The sequence below is a fragment of the Paramaledivibacter caminithermalis DSM 15212 genome (assembly GCF_900142245.1).
GTDB lineage: Bacteria > Bacillota > Clostridia > Peptostreptococcales > Caminicellaceae > Paramaledivibacter > Paramaledivibacter caminithermalis.
In genome coordinates this window covers 1-19,306 of record NZ_FRAG01000058.1, presented here as the reverse complement: position 1 = coordinate 19,306, position 19,306 = coordinate 1, and the positions used below count along the sequence as shown (strand labels likewise).

The following is a 19,306-nucleotide window of genomic DNA, read 5'->3' as shown; positions in this document are numbered from 1 at the left end:
GGAATTAATGAAAGTAATATTAGAGGTGCTACTGAAGCTGGAGCTGATGGAATAGCTGTAATGTCATATATAATGGCATCTACTAAACCTTATTTTGCTGCTAAAAAATTGAAAAATCAATTAAGAAGAGTTTAATAGCTTCTTATATGAATTTAAGGGATAAGGCTTAAAAAATTTACTTATTAAAATCGCTAACATATAGATAACCAACATTATAAATAACTTAATATAAATTTCATAGAAAATAATGAAGGCTTCTACATTTTTTCTATGAAATCTATAATACTTTAGAGTTGGTTATCTTTAATAGAGTAATAGAAAAAGGAAATAATTCAAGCCTTATCCCTATTTAGGTATAGCATGATAAGTCCTCTTGCCTTAAAAAATCAATACATTCTCGTCTAATAAATATATCATCTTAAAGATTAGAAGCCCCTAAATATAGTTTGCAGCTTGGAATAATTTACATAACTTCTCCTGTTTGCTTGGATAGATATCAACTTTTTGTTGCAAATTTTTTGTGTACTGTAGCCATAAAGAATAAGCACACTTATCACTATAAGAGCATAAGGAGCAATCACTACAATTAGGTAAGTCATAATTTTTAAAAATATTCTTAGAATCTAAAATATCTTTAATTACCTCTTTTGCCAAAGATCCATAAATAGACGTCAATATTTCTTCTACAGCAGATTTGTCCATCTGCCCAGAAATATTTAACTTGAAATAGTGCATCACACAAATAAAATATTGTATATTTGATATTTTATAACTATTTTTATCAATATATTTCTTTAAATACTCATAAGCTTTCTCATAATTAGCCAATCGAGTGTAGATAATTGATATGAAAAAGTTAGGATTTTCTAATAGAAATTGAATATCAGTGCCAGATTCAAATATTACATCACATATGTTATATAAATCTACTCCGCTAAAAAGATTTTTCTGGACCATTTTCTCAAGACAGATTGCCAATTCTTTTAAATCTTCTTGACTACACTGTTTAATATTTAATAAATATCTTTTAATTAAATGATTATCTTCATATATACCATGTAATTCATCAGCTGAATATTGATATATTTCTGACATTCCATTTACATAAATGCGAAAAGCTGGAAATCCAAAATAAGAACAATCCCTTATGTAAATATCAAATTTCTGATCTATTATTTTTTTGCACATAAAATCAAGTAGATCCTCATTTGAATTAACATTTTCTTGAAAGGCCTTCTTGTATACTTTACTTTGCTCTCTTTCTTCCAACAGATTAATATTTCCTATATATGCCCCAATTATCGCTTGATCTACAGTAAATCTTTTGTTATTATCATCTTCAAAAAGTATATGAAACGGATACATTTTATGATTTACTTGACTTGCCTGAAAAGCCTCAGTAATACACCGTTGCAAAGCAATATCAAAAACAGGATGAGCCCCCAATGAAATCGTATACTTCATTAATCTACTATCCAAAATAATTACACCTACACAAGGGTAAATACCTCCAAGAGTACAATCCTTTATTATAAGTCTATATCCCTTGCAAATCATATCCTCAATCATTTCACGAATAACACTACTGTTAACCTCTTCAAGTGGTATATTGGGAAAGATCACCTTTTCATTGGATATTTGACTCGCAACGTAGCGCTCTACTATTTCAGATAATCCTTGTACAATAGCCTCACTATCTGTATTTCCAGCACACATTCCATTAGAACCTGCAGTCATCTTTATCAAAGGTTCTGGCAAATTCACCACGGTGTTGGTGTTTACATGATAATATGATAAGCAATTTAGCTTTTCATTTTTAAAAACCTTTTCAATCTCTTCCATATTTATTTTAAACATTTTTGTAAAAAATTCATTAGATTTTTCAACCATATCCAATATATTCTCGTTTTTTTCTTCTGGATAAGAAAGTACAATATCTCGCATTAAACCATAATTTCTCTTAAACATCATTCCACACTGAAGTCTTTCCATTAATTCCCCATATGCACTAGCCAAAGCATATAGCCTTGATATTCCCTTACCATTTACACCTTTTCCATTAAAACCCTCAATCTTCAATCTAACTGCATGACAGTTTTTTATATGCACTGTCCAATCTTCTTCATGATAAAATAGCCCTATATCATGTAAAATATCTCTAATCCTCTGTATGGTTTGCTCAGGCATGCTATCTTTACCGTTTTGATACATGTTAATCCCACCTATCGTTTCTGTTGTTTATAAATTTCATAAAAACGTCCCCTCAATCTTATCAAATCCTCAAATTTCCCCTGTTCTATGATTTGTCCATCCTCCATAACTACTATTTTGTCAACCCATTCAAGCGTATAAAACTTATGAGCAATTAATATAACTGTTTTGTCCTTTGGAAGCTCCATCAGATATTCTATAATATCATTTTCAAGTTGTGAATCTAATGCTGAATCTGGCTCATCTAAAATTAATATAGGAGCATCTCTTAAAAAAGCTCTAGCAATAGCAATACGCTGCTGTTGTCCTCCAGAAAGGTTGCACCCCAATTCTGTTACAACAGAATCATAACCATTAAACAATTTTTTTATAAAATGATCAGCTTGAGCTTTTTTTGCTGCTAATTCTATATTTTCAAAAGTAATATTCTCATGGACAGATCCATAGGCAATATTTTCCTTAACTGTTCCCGTAAACAAATTAAAAAATTGAGGTACATATGAAATCAATTGCCTTACCATTCCCAATTTATTCTTTACATTAAAACCAAATATTCTTACCATTCCTTCGCAAGGAAATATCAACGTTAAAATCATCCTTGCTAATGTTGTTTTTCCACAACCACTTGGACCTACTAGTGCCACTTTTTCACCTTTATAAATCGTAAGATTTAACTTCTTAAGGATATCATGCATATTTTCACTTTTATAGCTTACATTAATTAATTCAACAGCCTTTTCTTCATCAAGGAATGGTTCGTCTTTTATTTCACCTTCCATCTCAATGGGGATAGAAAGCAAAGAAAAAAGCCTCTCTGCCGAAGCAAATCCTTGCTGCATATGTGTCCATGAACTACTGATGTTTAAAATGGGTCTTTGTACACGTTCTATTAAAAATATAAAAGAGAGAATAGCGCCAATTGATATAACCCCTTTTATAGCTTGGCTACAAATAAAAAAAGTCACGAATATAACGATAAACTTGTTTAGTACAGGTATAAATTTATTTATAACACTAGTCATAAGAATACGCTTTTTTATAAGCTTTTTGCCATTATTCAAACTATTCAAATATTTATGGATAAACAGATCCTGAAGATTAAATACTCTAATTATGGACATACCTTGAATAAATTCGATGATCATACCCGTTATAACTCCATATAACGATAAAATGTTTTTGGAAATACTTTTTATCGTACGATCAAAAATACGACTAAATCCAAACATAATTAACGATAGTATAAGGGTAATAACCGCCACAATAAGATTTATTGAACAAAGATATATCAATGCAAACACACATATAAATACATCCTGTATAATAGTAAAAAATCTTTCAATAATTAGAGCCCCTATTTTTTCAGTATCAGAATTAAGCCTGTAAATTAAATCACTCTTATCTATTTCTTGCATATTAGTCCATGATATTTCTATCATATGATCATATATATACGTCGAAACTTTTTCTACTACCAATGACTGGTAATATTTACGCATATACTGTCCTAACCAAACAAGTAGAATAAGTATAAAAATAAATGGTATGCTACTCTTTAGTATAAAAAATACCTTATTGCTTTTACCCTCTTTAATAAGATCAATAATTTTTCCCAAATATGCAACAAAACCTACAGAAAAAATAACATCGGCCAGCATTAAAAAGATGCCTGCAACAAAGAATTGATTAACATCTTTACTAATATAAAAAAGCTTCTTTAATATATATATATTTGAATAGCTTTTTTCAAAAGCCCCATCGGTATCAGTTATATTAATCATTTTCCTATCCCCCTTTCATTGAAGAACTAAAAGGCTTGTGCATCCGCTCGATATTCATAGAGTTGTCCGTTTTTTAATTCCAATATCTTGTCTGCCCTATGAAAAAAAGTAGTCTTATGTGATATAATAATCACTAACTTACCCACAAAAAGTTCATCTATCAATGCTACCATCTTCAACTCGTTTTCAGCATCCAAATATGAAGACGGCTCATCCAATATTATGATATCAGCATCTTTGATAAGTGCACGTGCAATCGTCAACCTTTGAAGTTCTCCACCTGAAAGCTGAACTCCATTCATACCAATTTCGGTAAAAAAACCCTTCTCTTTTTTCATAATACTATCATAAATCCCCAACACCTTTGTTAAATAATATATTTTATCTTCAGGCATATTTATATTTCCATATTGTATATTATCAAGAATAGTTCCCGTAAAAACCCGTAGCTCTTGTGATACATAAGCTATTTTACACCTCCATTCAGAAAGTTCATAATCGTATATGGATACTCCTTTCCAAAAAATATTACCCTGTTCGGGCTCAAATAATCGAATAAGAATACTCACAAGCGTACTTTTGCCTTCTCCGCTGTCTCCATATATCAACACTTTCTCACCTAATGCTGCTTTAAAAGATATATTTTTCAAAACAAAAGATTCATTATCGTATCTTTTATATATCCCATCGATATACAAACCCTGATAGTTACACTTATTATTCATAAAACGCTTCTTTTTTTCACATACTTCTTCTGGCATATCTAATAATTCCATAAACCTAAAACCACTAGAAATCGCTTTCTGCAAGTTAGGCCACATATTAACTATAGATGAAAAAGGATAAATTAACCTCTCAAAAAGTATTAAAAAACTGATAATACCACCAATTTTAATATCACCTTTCGTATATAAAAATGCTCCATATGCAATAATTGAAAATTCTCCTGCCATCACTAAAAAGCTTTCCAAGTGTTCAATAATTCCACTAAAAAAATATATCTTCTTTCTTCTTTTTTGTATTTCTGAATATTTACATCGATACTTATTCTTGAATTTATCCTTTAAAGAAAAAGCCTTTATTATTTCAAAAGACTCTATCGTGTCTTTGGTTAAAGCATCCTTTTTTGCTTTGCATATCTGTTCTTCGTAATAAAATATACGAAGTTGATGGGAAAACATATTTATAAAGAAGGGGACGACAAAAACAAAGGGGACGACAACCAGTATTAATCTAATATTTACAGTTGAAAGATATCCCAATGTCATACATATTATTATTACATTATGAAAGATTTGTCTTGTCCCCCCTAATATACCTGTTTGAGCCTCGTAAACAGACTCATTTACTCGAGATAATATATCATTAGAATGGTAGCGTTTTAAGTGCAATACCTGTATTTTAAATATTTTCCTCACTAAAATAGCTTGAATATTTAATGTTGACATCTGATCCAAGATTAATCCAAAATAATTGGCAGAAAAATATAGAATCCCATTAAACACAATTACACCAAAAGCCACAAAAAAATTCTTCAGTAGCATGGTCTTATCGCTATTTATAGCAGCATCAATCATCTGTTTAAAAGCATCGATTTCAACAATTTCCAAAAAAGAAGATAAAAGAATAGCCAATACCAAAATAATTTGATGAGGAATATACTTTGAATTAAGTCTTATAAGTTTTTTAAGTATTTCCAAAGGTTTGAAGCACTTACTAGACATATCGTCGGACATATAATTCATACCCCTAATCCTTAACCTCCTTCCGCTGATAAAACAACAGTGCCAACATGTATAACAAAACACAATAACCAGCTGTAATGGCAACCTTTGTGCCTATTTCACTCCAATTCGGTTCTGCCCTAACGATATCCTGCCATATTAAAATATGGTACGAAGGAAGAAATATTTTTATCATGCTAATACTTTCCGCAAGCTTACATAGAATAAAAAAGAAAAATGTTGATATAATACCAAGTACCGCCGAATTCAAAAATATTGTAATCGTAAGACAAAGACAGGCTACGAAGAAAAGCGGCACCGCTTCAAAAATATATGCAAGAAATATGGAAATTAAACCCTTTTCTGCCATTATTAATTCACTATCGTATTTTACATGAAAATCCAACAAAGGAAATAATATAGTAGATATGGAAAATATAAATATACCTATGAATAAAATGAATATCAAAATCGTTATAAAAGCAGCTATATATTTATATGCTAATACTTTCCAATCAGGTATATTCTTAGCTTTTATAATCTTTAAGGTTTTTGATTGTATTTCCACTCCATATATATATCCTGTAAACCCTACAAAAATGACAATAACAAGCGTTTGCGTAAGGTTATTTAGTGTACTGACAGGAATTGAAAAAGCCGAAACAGGACCTTCATGATTTAACCAAAATAAAAGACTAAACAGACTAAAAATCAATCCGAAAATAAAAACAAGGCGCACAAGCTGCATTTTAAAAATTTTTTTCAACTCCACCAAAACTACATTCAACATTCTCACTTCCCCTTATAATATATCTTCCATTTTCAATTTGACATAGCTTAATCCTGTAAATATACCACTATATACAAGTGTTACAAAAATACCAAAAAAGATATCTCTCCACTTTATTATTTCAGTAAAAATATAGGGTTTTAACGTAAAATAATTAATTGGAGTCCAATCTAAAACTTCATCACTTACAAACCTTGTAAAAAATAAAATAATAAATAACACACTAAAAGTAATAACAATCGTATTAATATTATGCTTTAAAATCACTGAAAAAAAGGTTGTAAATGAAATAATAAAAACTGCATTAATCCATGTTCCCACATAAAAAATAATAAATCTTATGATTGGTCGACTAAGAATCGTAAAACCTTCTCCATGAAGCTGTCCATGTTCAAAAAGTATTATTCCAACAAAAAAACTCAAGGCAGCTGTAATAAGAAGAATCATGCCTGCAAAAAGCCATAGGGCAATATATTTATTGAAAATCAAATTCTTTATGGAAACAGGCCTTAGCATAATATATCGATAGGTCCCTTGATTAAACTCTCCTGCCACAATTAAGCTAGTCATTAAAATCATCACTAAATGAAGCATTATATAGCGACTAAAGTTACCTAGTGTAATAAAAACCATATCTATACTGCTTATATGTTGTTTGGACTGAAATTTAAAGCCTAACATAATAGATAATACAATAACGAAAACAAAAACATAGCTTATTTTTGATTCAATAGATTTAAATATTTTCTTCATTTCTATTGGAAGATATTTCATTTTCTAATCATCCTCCTCTTTAGTAATCTGAAAAAAGAAATCCTCCAGAGTAATTTTTTTTGGTGCAAACAATGTAATACGCGAACCTTTCTTCACAAGTTCAACCAAAACATCTTCTGGATTCCAGTTTCCAGTATGAAATGAAATATTGCCAGTTTTTTCATCATGTTCTTTTAAGATGGTTATATTATTCAAGCTTTTTAAGTCTTTTAAAAGTTTCTTATAATCATTACTTGCTATCTCATAAATCTTTTTTTCAGGATTTAAAAGTTGTTTTACATCTCCGCTTGCCTTTAATACTCCCTTGTCAATAATTGCAACCTTATTACAAATCTGTTCCACTTCTGCAAGAATGTGACTAGAAAGCAAAATCGTTACACCTGTTTCTTTGCTAAGCCTCTTTATTAAAAGACGGATTTCTTGAATTCCATGGGGATCTAAACCATTTGTCGGTTCATCAAGAATAAGCAATCGAGGCTGTATTAACAGCGCTTGTGCTATGCCTAACCTCTGCTTCATTCCATAGGAGTAATGTCGCACCTTATCTTTACCTCTATCACTAAGCCCTACTATACCAAGCACATCCTCAATTCTGCTTTGCGGTATATCTCCTGAATAAGCAGCAAAAGCCTTTAGATTATCTCTTCCTGAAAGATATTCATAAAAAGCAGGTCCCTCAACCAAAGCTCCAACTTTTTTTAAGGCTGTAAGCTTATCTTCTTTTATCGAATGACCGTCTATAAACACGTTCCCATCATCTGGCTTAATTAATCCTAGAATCATCCGTATAGTTGTTGTCTTACCTGCTCCATTAGGTCCAAGAAAACCACATACTTCTCCTTCTTCAACCTTTAGACTAAGATTCTGAACTGCCTTAAAATTCCCTAGGAAGGTCTTGCTTATACCTTCAATTTCCAATATATTCTTTGACATATTTTCACTCCCTTTGTATCACTTTAGTTAAAACTCATAATCACAAGTCATGGATAGGGGGCTTTCTAATTAACAACTGGCAATATAAAACTACTTGTCTGCATAATTATTCCATATATCCATAAAATGAAAAAATAATGGCCTCTCTTTGCATCTAAAGAACCCCCCCAGTAAAAGCACTATTCTCTTGTAATTTAAAAAAAGATGGGTTCGCTAAAACATATTCCCTTAATTTATCTACATCTGTATATTGACATTTTATGATTTGATTTAAATATTCTTTGTTTTCTATATACAATTCTCCATATAAGAACAAGCTCTCTAAGAAGCTCTTTTGAATTTCAATACAACTTTCTTCAACATGTGTATTAAAATGACCATATTTAACATAACCAGCATAGTAACACATACCATCACACAACTCATTCATCCAACAGTTTTTACATCCCTTTCTATTATGTATGAGTGGTGGAGCTAAACTTCTGATTTTATCATTATCAATACCATTATATATATCTCCAACTATAAAAGAAAAATTACCTACAGCTTCTTGGCAACCATAAAAATGACCTAGAGGGTCAACGACTATCTTTCCATTAGTTGCAAATGGACATTCGCTTTTTAAAGGTCTTTTATTTATTTTCTTAATCCACTGCAAAATACGATCTGCTACCTTTATATCTCCTCTCATTAACCGCCTTTTAAAGGTTGCCGCTATTTTTTTTATTTCTCTTTCAAATATTTCAACGTCCGCCATACTAATAACAAAACTGTCGTCGCATGCACCTGCCAGCTTATAAGCTACACTATCAAAACCCATCGAAAAAAGTTGTTCAAAGCTTTCATTTAAATACCCTACATTCTCCTTTGTTACAGTCATACGTGCACCTAAGTATTCCATGTGTTGTCCTAATATATTAACCCCTTCTCTCACTTTTCTAAAACTTCCTTCTCCGTTTAAAAGCTTTCTCGTTTTATTGTGTTGTTCTTCTCCCCCATCTATGCTAACTGTAACAAAAAAATTATACCTTTTAAAAAATTTAGCAATCTCATGTGTAACAAATACCCCATTTGTTGATATAGTAAATTGTATTTCTTTATTAAACTGTTTTGATTTTTCTATTATATAAGGCACTATTTCTTCAATCAAAGAAAAGTTTAACAATGGTTCTCCCCCAAAGAAATTGACAACAACATAATCAGCAGCATATTTTGAAAAAAATAAATCCACTGCTTTTTCAGCAGTTTCCTTACTCATATTAGTATTCCATTTTTTCTTTCCTTCCTCATTATGATAACAATAAGTACATTTAAGATTACAGGCATCGGTAACCAAAATCCAAAAATTGCTTGGACGATTTTTTTCAATATTGAAGGCTGACTTATTACCTAAATCCGACAAAGGAGAAAAAAACAAATTCTCTAGTAATTTTTTTGAATTAATATGTATACCCTCAGCACTTAAAACAGATTCCAACGTCTCATGAGATTTTCCGTCCCAATCTTTTAATGCTTTGTACAACGGTTCCTTGACTTCTACAAACACACCTGCTTTCATACTGTATAAAAAAAATTTATCTTTTATTTTAAAATATACTGCTTTGTTCTCATTTGTATTACGTATTAAATAATCTTCATAGTTCATCTTCATGCCTCCCAGTTTCTTTTTAATTTCAATGATTGTTTATTATGAAGGCTTACTTCAATTGTCGTTTATAGAACCTTGATATTTTGCAGCTTTACTGCGGAAAAGCTATTTGATTATGTAATTAGTAATATCCTTTAATTAATCAAATATTTCTTACTTCTTTACACAAACCAATTATATTTTTAATTTCCAGTAGTTAACCCCAAAAACAAACCCCATCACATCTTGAGCATGCATCGCCTCTGCATCCAATGAAACAAACCGCCATATCCTCTGGCATTTCCTCAGGTTTATTGTTTATAATCTTGATCATTTCCTCATCAGTAAGCTTTATTTTTTCCATCTCTCATTCCCCTTTCTTATCTCAAAATTAGCCACCCGCAGTAAAGCTACAAAACACCAACGTATCTAACTGAACTTCATCTTAATCTAGAACTTCTTTATCATAAGTAAGTATATAGTGTATCTACTCCGCACTTATTTATATGTTTCATTTCTGTCTCATTGGTTAATATAACTTCATAGCTCTTATCAAGTTGCATTTGTAATAGTTCAATACATTTTTTTAAATCTTTAATACCTAATGTTAAAAAATACTCATGCCTCATTTCCAACAGCTTTTCTTTCATACCAAAAAGCTGACGATTTAGTGCCACTCTGCCTTTTGCAAAAGGACTCAAAGGAGTCAACTCTTGACCCAAAACCCCAAATATAGATTGCTTTAACCTATCATCAGTTAGTTCTGCATTTTTTAAATATTCAAAAGCTTTTTCAAACACTTGTAATGTCTCATTAATACATGGGTCATACATTGACATTAATGCAAATATGCCCTCAAATCCATCAGAAATAACCTGCACTCCATAGGTTCCATTTTGTTGTCTAACATTTTTCCATAGATACCCCGTTTTTAACATATGTGCTAAAACCTTCTGAGATACCTCCTCTTTTGTCCCAAAAGCAGCTCCTCTCAAAGCTTTTCCTACAAAACTTGTAGCACATGATGTTAACATAATCTCCGTTTTTCCTTGAAAACCTTGAATTGTTTTCCTACTTATAAGTTTTTTACGACACCCCTTTGGAAACAAGGAAATTCGATTTTTAAATGCGCTCCTAATATTTGGAAAATATTCTTTTTGTGTCGTCACATTTAGTACCATGCTATCTCTATCGATAATAAGTGATGTCATTCTATTTAAGTTTTCTGCTATTTCATCAATATTCAATAATGTTACATTCCTAGCATTTTTTAAATAACATATTTGCTCTACTCCATCCCAAATATCCTCAAGCATGTATGCTTCTGATAAGCGACTCTTCACACGATTAGTAACCATGCTACCTGCATTAGACGCCATACTGCACAGTCTGTTATTTCTATATTCCTCATACAATTCTTTTAACCTATCCTCTTCATAAAAACATGTTTTGTTTAACAACTTAACTACTAAATTCAATGCTTCATCAAAATTCCAATGAAAACACTTAAATGAAAACATACAATAAGCCTTATATCCATAAGAATTATCTAAAGTTTTTCCTGCATTTGCACAAAAATGGATTCCACCTGTAGTATCTGATAATAGAAGAGCCGCTTTTTCATAGGATATCTCTGGTAAACCATATAAGACCATTGCCTTCCCCCAAAAGAGAAGTAATAAATGTAAATCCTTAGGTAAATTTTTAATATCAAATAATATGTCAATATAAACAATATCATTTGTATATATATCATTCCAATATATCGGAATTGTATTTAATAGCATATCCCTTTCAACAGGATACTTTTCTAAATTCCTCGGTATATCTCTTACACTAAGAGGATATGGAAGTTGAAGCTTTTCTTCGCTGTTTTCAATCATTTCTTTATTAAGCCTCTTAAAATCGCTTTTGTGCATCAAGCTAACTTTCTCTTTAATATAAGCCATATGTTTTTTAACATATGCTGAATCAGGTCTTATTAAAACGGTCGATCTATGTAGATTTAAAAGAAAATTTTTCTCTATAAACTTTGATAAGTATAACATATCCTGTTTAACATTATCTTCAAAATTCTTAATTCGAAGATCAAAAGCAAGAACTTTATGAGGAGGCAAACCATTAGACCATCCATTGAGAGCTCTTCTTAAAAGCATGAGCGTATATGGTCCCCCTATTCGTTTAATCTCCTTATTTCGAATTCTAACAGTATGAACAGCTGCCCTTATGTTTTGTTCATCAATGCCTTTTTTAACTATTTTATTCAATTCATCAAAAACCACTCTCTCTACCATACATATATCTTCTTCCTTTATACCTCCCATAGAAAGGCTATAAACTACATCGCTATAGTCCGTATCAACCCCTGTAAAATTATGTATCTCTCCTACCAATTTCGACTTAAGCAATGCCCTTCTCAATACCGCTCCTTCATTCCCTGTCAATATCTCAGATAAAATCTCCATTACCGTAACATACATAACATCAGTAACGGATTCCATTAGCCAATTCATTGTAAGTATTATTTTATCATTATTGCAAATCGATATATTCTCAGGACACGAACATTCTATAAATCTAGGCTTTCTCCATCTAGGTTGACGAAGAGTACGCTCTTGATCAATACTTGATTTTAAACAATTCTTAAGAATGTAATTTGATAATATTTTTAAATGCTCTTCAGTTCTTATAGCTCCAGCTACAAATACCCTAGAATTTGAAGGATGATACCATTTTTTATGAAAAGCCTTAATATCACTATTTGAAAGATCTATGATCTCTGCTGGTACTCCGCCATGATCAAAACGATAAGATACATCTGGAAATACAGACTGAATGGAATGTTTCCGAACAATAGGAATTTGAGATGAATATTTGCTTAATATCTCATTGAAAACAACTCCACTTATTTCCATATCATTGTTCATACGCATTTTATTCGATATACAAAATGCTTCCTCATAAAAAGCTTTTTCTCTAAGCAACGGTGAAAAAACTGCATCCCCTATTACAATCATAAGATTAAAAAAATCCTTATAATTTATACTGCTCCCCAAATACACCGTTTTATCGGGCATTGTCCATGCATTTAAATAAGTGCTCATACTAGATTTTAACAAATAAGAAAACGGATCATTAGAAGGAAATCTTTTTGATCCCCTTAACACACAATGCTCCAAAACATGGGGTATTCCTCTGTTATCATCAGGTAAAGTTTTTACTATATATGCAAACAGGTTTTCATGATTATCACAATATAAATGCCACACTTTCATACCTGTAATATCATGAGAAAGCTCAATAGACACAGCATCATATTCTTTAAGTTCTTTAATAAATTCTACGGTAAAGCCATATAATCTCATTCCTTCTCTTAAATCCGTTTTCAACATAAAACACCGCAACTCCTTATCACATTCAGTAAAAATACAATTCACCCTATTATGCTAACCTAATATAACATATTTAGCTTTTATTATGCATACCGAAAATATCGTTAATATGCTCTGGCATATCAACATAAATATTGAAATAAAGCTTAATGGCTTCCTCAATTAAAAACTTTGTGTGCCTACATGTAACCTCAAAAGGCTTATTCAAATCATTATTATATACATAACCTTCATGGGGACATCCCCCTCCACACAATTGTACTGCCCAGCAGTCTTTACAAACTCTATTTTCTAGAGGTTCTACAAAGCTTCGATTTGCTTCAGACCACTCTTGAGCTTCACCTACATTACATAAAGAAAACTCTTTTTTATCAATAAGTCGATGACATTTATGCATATCCCCTTCTGGAGTAAACATTACAGCAGTATCTGCCTGAAAAGAACAATCAGAACCTTTAAGATTATTGTGTATACTCATGCAAAGACGATATGTATTGGTATAGAGCCGATGCCTCCTACTCAATATGTTTTCATACATAATCTTATTTAATTCGGAAACCTGACTATGCAACTCCTTGAGAGAATCATTGGTAAGAGACATTTCTTGATCTTGTGTAATAACAATCGAACTCGCAACCTCATTAAATCCTAAATCCCAAAGATGCATTACAGAATCCTTCAATTTCGGAATACTTTTCTTCGTTACTACAATTGTAGCATGCATTTTTTTGAATAATTGGTTAAATTTTTTTATATTGTCATAAACCACAGCATAACTACCTTTTCCTGAAGCAAAGGGGCGATTACTATTTTGTATTTTTTCATCCCCATCAATGCTAAAAAGCAGTGCTACATCGTTTTTAGCTAAAAATCTAGCAAAATCCTCATCATATATAGTCCCATTTGTAGTAATACTATAAAAAGCCTTTCTCCCAAGAGGTTTAAAAAGTTCATTTATATAATTTATTGAAAAATAGATAATTTCCTTATTCAAAAATGGCTCTCCTCCAAAGAAAAATATGTATGATTTGGAACTGTTATCAAGATTTTTATACCAATAATCTATACATTTTTTAGCGGTCTCTTTATCCATAAACATAGAATCTCCACCATAATTTCCTCCATGTGCATAGCAATATATACATCTCATATTGCATTGGTGTGCAATATTAAGCCATAAATGGGATAACTTTTCTTTTTTTTGTTCTACTTTTAAATACTGTTTTGAAAATAGTTTTCCTTTTTCATATAAATCACCTAATTGTCTTAGGCATGTTTCAATATTCTCAGTAGTATATTTGTTTTTACTTAATTTCTCTAAAATTTCTTTCGTCGTATGTTGTGGAATCATGTCAAAAATATCATTTAATATAGGCGAAGATCCTCCCATTGTTCCTGAGTCAAAATCATAAAAGAAATATTTGCCCTCTTTATTATATTTCATGACATTTATATTCAATGGTGTCTTTAACATATTGAATTTCACCTCCTTGAATATCAAAAAAATATCTTATTATATAATTACATACCTAGGAACTCTGAAATATTTTATCTAAGCTTTCTGGCATATGTATATATAGTTCACTATACATCTGTACCGCTTCCTTAATAAGGTACTTTACCAAAGCACAACTTATATCATAAGGCTTATTTATATTCCTATTATTAATATAGCTGTCATAAGCACAACCACCATTACACAATCTCAAAGCCCAACAATTATTACACTCTCGCTTCTCGATTGGCTCCAAAAATTCTTTACATATAGATTCCCAAGACTTTGCATTGTCGACATGACCTAAAACAAACTCCCTTTCTCCCAATAGCTCATAGCACTTGTAAATTGTTCCATCAGGACCAAATACAATAGACATATTGTTCTGAAAAGCACATCCACTTTGGATGGCATTTTTATGCATTTTTTTGCAAATAGCTAAAGTATTTCCACATACTTCAGATTTATATTGAAGAATATTTTCAAGTGTTGCCAGATTTATTTGATGTATTTGATAAAATAAATCATCAAGCTCTTCACTTGTAAAGGAAAGAGTTTTATCTTCTGTTATGGAAATAAAAAACGTAACATTCTGACAACCCATTTCCCATAAATGCTCTACTGATTCCTTTAAATGACTGACACTTTTTTTTGTGACAACAAGATTTCCATTTAATTCTTTATAATATTTCCTAAATCTTTCTATATTCTTGGCAATGATTTTGTACGACCCCTTACCCGAAACGAATCTTCTTTGACAATCATGTATCTCTGGAGTTCCATCTATACTGAGAGATAATACTACATTATTTGAAGCAAGCATTTTAACAAAATCATCATCATAAATCGTTCCATTTGTGGTAATGTTGTATACTATTTTTTTATCTGTTTTCCTAAATAGATGATTTATATAATCTATAGAATACTTAATAGTTTCCTGATTTAAAAATGGTTCTCCTCCAAAGAAATAGACCTGTAGCTTTTTATAATCCCCAATATTTTTACGCCAATAGTCAATACACTTTTTTGCCATATCTATTGACATATACATTTTTTTATTCTTATACCTTCCTCCATCAGCAAAGCAATATATACAATTCATATTGCAATCATGCACTACATTTAACCATAAATTTTTCGCTGCAAACAAGCCTGATGCTCTATTCAGTGATTTTCTCGAATCTTTTACCTCTTTATAAATGTTATCTAAATTATTTAAAAGCCTTGTTACCCTTTCACTATCATACTCCTTTGACAGTAGAAACAGTGTGTCTTCCTTGGTATGTGTATTCATAAACGTTATAGCTTTATTAAAAATCGGTGAAGCTTCTGCAAAAATACCTGAGTACACATCATAAAAGAAGCTTCTGTTATTACTTTCATAAGTCAATACTCTTAATTTTTCATTCTTATGATGCATTTTCTCCTTCTCCCAACTTAATTTTTTTCTCATATCTTTTTAAAAACTCAGGATTTTTTTCTGCAATTTCAGAATAAAGATAAAGCTGCAATTTATATTTATGAAGCTCTAAATCACAGTCTATCTCATGTCCTTGAGCATACGCTGTTTTATGCTTTGCTCTACACCCCATTCCACATAAATTTCTGGCCCAACATGTACGACATTTTGCAGGAATAGGTATCTGTTCCCTAAGCCTTCTATATTTTTCTTTATCAAGACCACTATCTAAGCTCCCTATATTATATTGTTCATCCATCATCCAATCACAAGGATAAAACTTTCCTTCTGGAGAAATTCCAATGGAATTATTAAAAGCACCGCAAAAATTATATCTAGGTTTACGGTTATGTATTTCGTACATACGACTAAACAATGGTTTTGAATCTATATCTTTTCCTTTTAATACTTCCTCAAGTAAATACTGAGCAATCCTATTATACTCACCTTTTAGATATTCAATATGCTTATGAGTAAGTACAAACTTTTCATCCTCTGTCGTTACTTCCTCTACATGTACATGTTTAAAGCCAGCTTCATAATACGTTTTAGCAATATCAAATAAATTTAGGTTATAAGGTGTAATCGTTGAACGAACAGCACTTTTCCCTTTACTTCCCAGCATGCTTATCCATCCATTCTCTTTAATCAGATCATATGACCCCTTTTCCCCCGCTGTAGGTCGAAGAAAGTTCTGTACAACTGGTTCTGGACTATCCATGCTTATCATCGCTTGAACCTGATATCTATCAAACAAATCCATTATTTCTCGTGTTAGAAGCGTACCATTTACAGTCGTCGCATAATTTATTTGCTTATTATATTTTTTAGCTTTTTCTGTACTGTATTTAAGAGCAAATTCAATCATAGGCATATTTATAAGAGGCTCTCCTCCTATAAACGCAATATAAAGAGTGTCCTTATCTATTCCCTCTTTAAATAAAAAATCAATAGCTTGTTTTGCCGTATCTATCGTCATGTACCCTTTTTTAAAATGAACCCTGTCCCCTGCAAAGCAATATTTACACCTAAGATTACATGAATATGTAGGATTTAGTTCTATAGAATTGATAGACATATCTTGCTCTAATCTCGTATTCCCCATGATATATCTATATTTTTTTGTTTCCTTCTCAAAGGTCAAAAATTTACGAAGTATTTTTTCTACCGTTTTCTTTTTCTCTCCTTTAAAACAATTGATAATCTCCTTTTTATCTTTTTTATTATATTGGTCAAGAATCTCCTCTACTAACGAATTTGCTTTAAAGAAAATCATTATTTCTGGAAGCCATATATACCTTTTGTCAAACACATCTATAATTGTATATTCAATTTTGGATAAGTCACTTGCGTTCATATTTCACACCTCTCATATTATTAATAGTACTCTCGAAAAATCACAAACCAGTAATTTATCAAAAGATTATTTCTTTATAAAACCATGTTTATAAAAAAGCTTGTCCTTGCCTTGAAATCAAATTTCTTTAAAAATCTATGACGACAATACCAATCTGCTTGCAACGTTTCTTAAAAATAATATTTTAAAGTTTTTGTTATTCCTATTTTTTCCCTCTGTAATAAGTTGCAATTTGATTTATATGTATAATTTCAAGGGAATATATCTCCATTAGTGCCTTCAACAGATTCTCCTGAATAAAGTTTACTTGATCACTTGGAGTAAACTTACTATGTGCAGATCTGCAAATACTAATAATTTCTGGATTTATTTTCTTTGAATATAATGTCTTCACAAGTTTGTCTATGCGCTTTAAAATATCCTTATTACCTACTTTTAAATAATTGGGAATATCTACCTCAAAGTTGTTAATAACATAATAATATTTTCCATTCATATCTCGACATTCAATTCTAGGTATATTAATATAATTAATAGGATGATATCTATTATTTGTAAACCTATCATATTCCTGCCTCGTTATTTCTAAATAAAGAGGTCCAAAGTTCCTAGGTTCCCCACCGCAAGAAAAATAATCCATGTCAATATCTAGGATTACATTTTTATTTGGTAGAATATCATCGATATTTCCCCAATAATAATCATATTCATGATAGCTACGGGGCTTTTGTATGTTATTTCCAAAAGAACTTGCATCTCCAGAAACCAAAAGCTTTCCTTCATTTTTATAAGAATATACAAATCGCTTTTTTACCTTTATATTTCCGCCCGATTTATTATGTTTAACCCAGAAAACCTTATTGATAATATCAAGATAAATTGAAGGTACTATAAATGTTGCTATGTTAAACTCCTCATAAACAAGTTTATTTACTGTCTGCAATTCTCTAAAAGCTTCATGTATGGAAATATTCATACAAGGAGTTCCCATATCTGCATGTTCATCTACATGTAGTAAAAAATTACCTTTATTTGGTATCCATTTATTTCTAATGGCATAATCCCATACTAAGAATGCTTCATTATGTTCCTCAATGATTACAGCTTTTATCTTCTCCATAATCACAATCATTCCTTTCGTATCGTAGGAAGAAACTCAATACACAAAGGTAATAAAAACTACTCTCATGCTCTAAAATGAGCTATAATACACAAAAATATACAAAACCATTTTTCAATGTCTATTTAGATTAAAAGCTCATGTTCTGTTATTATAATTAATTTATTACAGTAATCAACTTTTCTCAAATTTAACTTGTATAGTGTTAAATACAACTATTCTTCTTTAAATTGTTTTAGTATTAGCCGATTGTAAAATTTACAAACTAGTATTTTTAATAGAAAAAATATAAAATTACATCTATTTGATTCGAATTTTATCCATAGAAATATATCACTTTAAGTTAAGTATTACTCAAAATATTTTATTCATTTGTTAATTTAGTAAATACAGTGTTTTCAATATTCTTTATTCTAATAAAGCCTTTTTAAATAGTATATATGTATATATATGTATTGTCAACCTTTATTTACTTTTTATCCTATTTATTTTTTTATTTGTAAATTTTTGTCGATAGCTAATTAGCTTTTTAATGTGATAGTGCAAGGCAAAAGCTTGACTGGGAAAAAATGTTTAGTCTTGCCATTGACCCTGAAAAGGCTAGAAAATATAGGAAAGAATCCCTGCCTGAGCATGAAGACAG

13 protein-coding genes and 1 pseudogene are annotated in these 19,306 nt (G+C 30.7%); 1 reads left to right on the top strand and 13 read right to left on the bottom strand.

What is annotated here, in order from left to right:
• Positions 1 to 435 precede the first annotated feature (435 nt).
• From BUB36_RS15810 to BUB36_RS15755, 13 genes are all read right to left on the bottom strand, one after another.
• Positions 436 to 2,211, bottom strand: a complete 1,776-nt coding sequence (locus BUB36_RS15810; protein ID WP_073152482.1) for a YcaO-like family protein — start codon at positions 2,209 to 2,211, stop codon at positions 436 to 438.
• An 11-nt stretch (positions 2,212 to 2,222) separates the two neighbouring features.
• Positions 2,223 to 3,992 (bottom strand): ABC transporter ATP-binding protein, encoded by a 1,770-nt coding sequence (locus BUB36_RS15805; protein ID WP_073152480.1) that lies wholly within the window; start codon positions 3,990 to 3,992, stop codon positions 2,223 to 2,225.
• 26 nt (positions 3,993 to 4,018) lie between these two features.
• Positions 4,019 to 5,728 (bottom strand): ABC transporter ATP-binding protein, encoded by a 1,710-nt coding sequence (locus BUB36_RS15800; protein ID WP_073152477.1) that lies wholly within the window; start codon positions 5,726 to 5,728, stop codon positions 4,019 to 4,021.
• A 13-nt stretch (positions 5,729 to 5,741) separates the two neighbouring features.
• Entirely contained in the window at positions 5,742 to 6,506 is a 765-nt protein-coding gene (locus tag BUB36_RS15795; RefSeq protein ID WP_073152474.1) for a hypothetical protein, read from the bottom strand.
• A gap of 12 nt (positions 6,507 to 6,518) precedes the next feature.
• Complete coding sequence (locus tag BUB36_RS15790; protein WP_073152471.1) at positions 6,519 to 7,280, bottom strand: ABC transporter permease; 762 nt, start codon at positions 7,278 to 7,280, stop codon at positions 6,519 to 6,521.
• 3 nt (positions 7,281 to 7,283) lie between these two features.
• A complete protein-coding gene (locus BUB36_RS15785) occupies positions 7,284 to 8,213 on the bottom strand; it encodes an ABC transporter ATP-binding protein (protein ID WP_073152468.1) in 930 nt (309 codons plus the stop codon).
• A gap of 154 nt (positions 8,214 to 8,367) precedes the next feature.
• The gene (gene prlB / locus BUB36_RS15780; RefSeq protein ID WP_073152465.1) at positions 8,368 to 9,858 is read right to left on the bottom strand and encodes a ParLac system radical SAM/SPASM peptide maturase; all 1,491 of its coding nucleotides are present in this window, start codon (positions 9,856 to 9,858) and stop codon (positions 8,368 to 8,370) included.
• Positions 9,859 to 10,057: 199 nt separating this feature from the next.
• Positions 10,058 to 10,204 (bottom strand): ParLac system Cys-rich RiPP peptide, encoded by a 147-nt coding sequence (prlA, locus tag BUB36_RS19810; RefSeq protein WP_165613113.1) that lies wholly within the window; start codon positions 10,202 to 10,204, stop codon positions 10,058 to 10,060.
• 100 nt (positions 10,205 to 10,304) lie between these two features.
• Complete coding sequence (locus tag BUB36_RS15775; protein WP_073152462.1) at positions 10,305 to 13,232, bottom strand: insulinase family protein; 2,928 nt, start codon at positions 13,230 to 13,232, stop codon at positions 10,305 to 10,307.
• A 73-nt stretch (positions 13,233 to 13,305) separates the two neighbouring features.
• Complete coding sequence (locus tag BUB36_RS15770; protein ID WP_073152460.1) at positions 13,306 to 14,706, bottom strand: radical SAM/SPASM domain-containing protein; 1,401 nt, start codon at positions 14,704 to 14,706, stop codon at positions 13,306 to 13,308.
• Positions 14,707 to 14,761: 55 nt separating this feature from the next.
• Complete coding sequence (locus BUB36_RS15765; protein WP_073152457.1) at positions 14,762 to 16,147, bottom strand: radical SAM/SPASM domain-containing protein; 1,386 nt, start codon at positions 16,145 to 16,147, stop codon at positions 14,762 to 14,764.
• On the bottom strand, positions 16,137 to 17,543 hold the full coding sequence (locus BUB36_RS15760) for a radical SAM/SPASM domain-containing protein (RefSeq protein WP_073152454.1): 1,407 nt from the start codon (positions 17,541 to 17,543) through the stop codon (positions 16,137 to 16,139). The genes BUB36_RS15765 and BUB36_RS15760 overlap by 11 nt, the downstream gene beginning before the upstream one ends.
• A gap of 202 nt (positions 17,544 to 17,745) precedes the next feature.
• A complete protein-coding gene (locus BUB36_RS15755) occupies positions 17,746 to 18,663 on the bottom strand; it encodes a peptide arginase, FlmR/OhkR family (RefSeq protein ID WP_073152451.1) in 918 nt (305 codons plus the stop codon).
• Between the two features lie 542 nt (positions 18,664 to 19,205).
• Here BUB36_RS15755 and BUB36_RS20585 point away from each other — a divergent pair.
• A pseudogene (locus BUB36_RS20585) lies at positions 19,206 to 19,306 on the top strand (phosphomethylpyrimidine synthase ThiC); the annotation flags it as partial.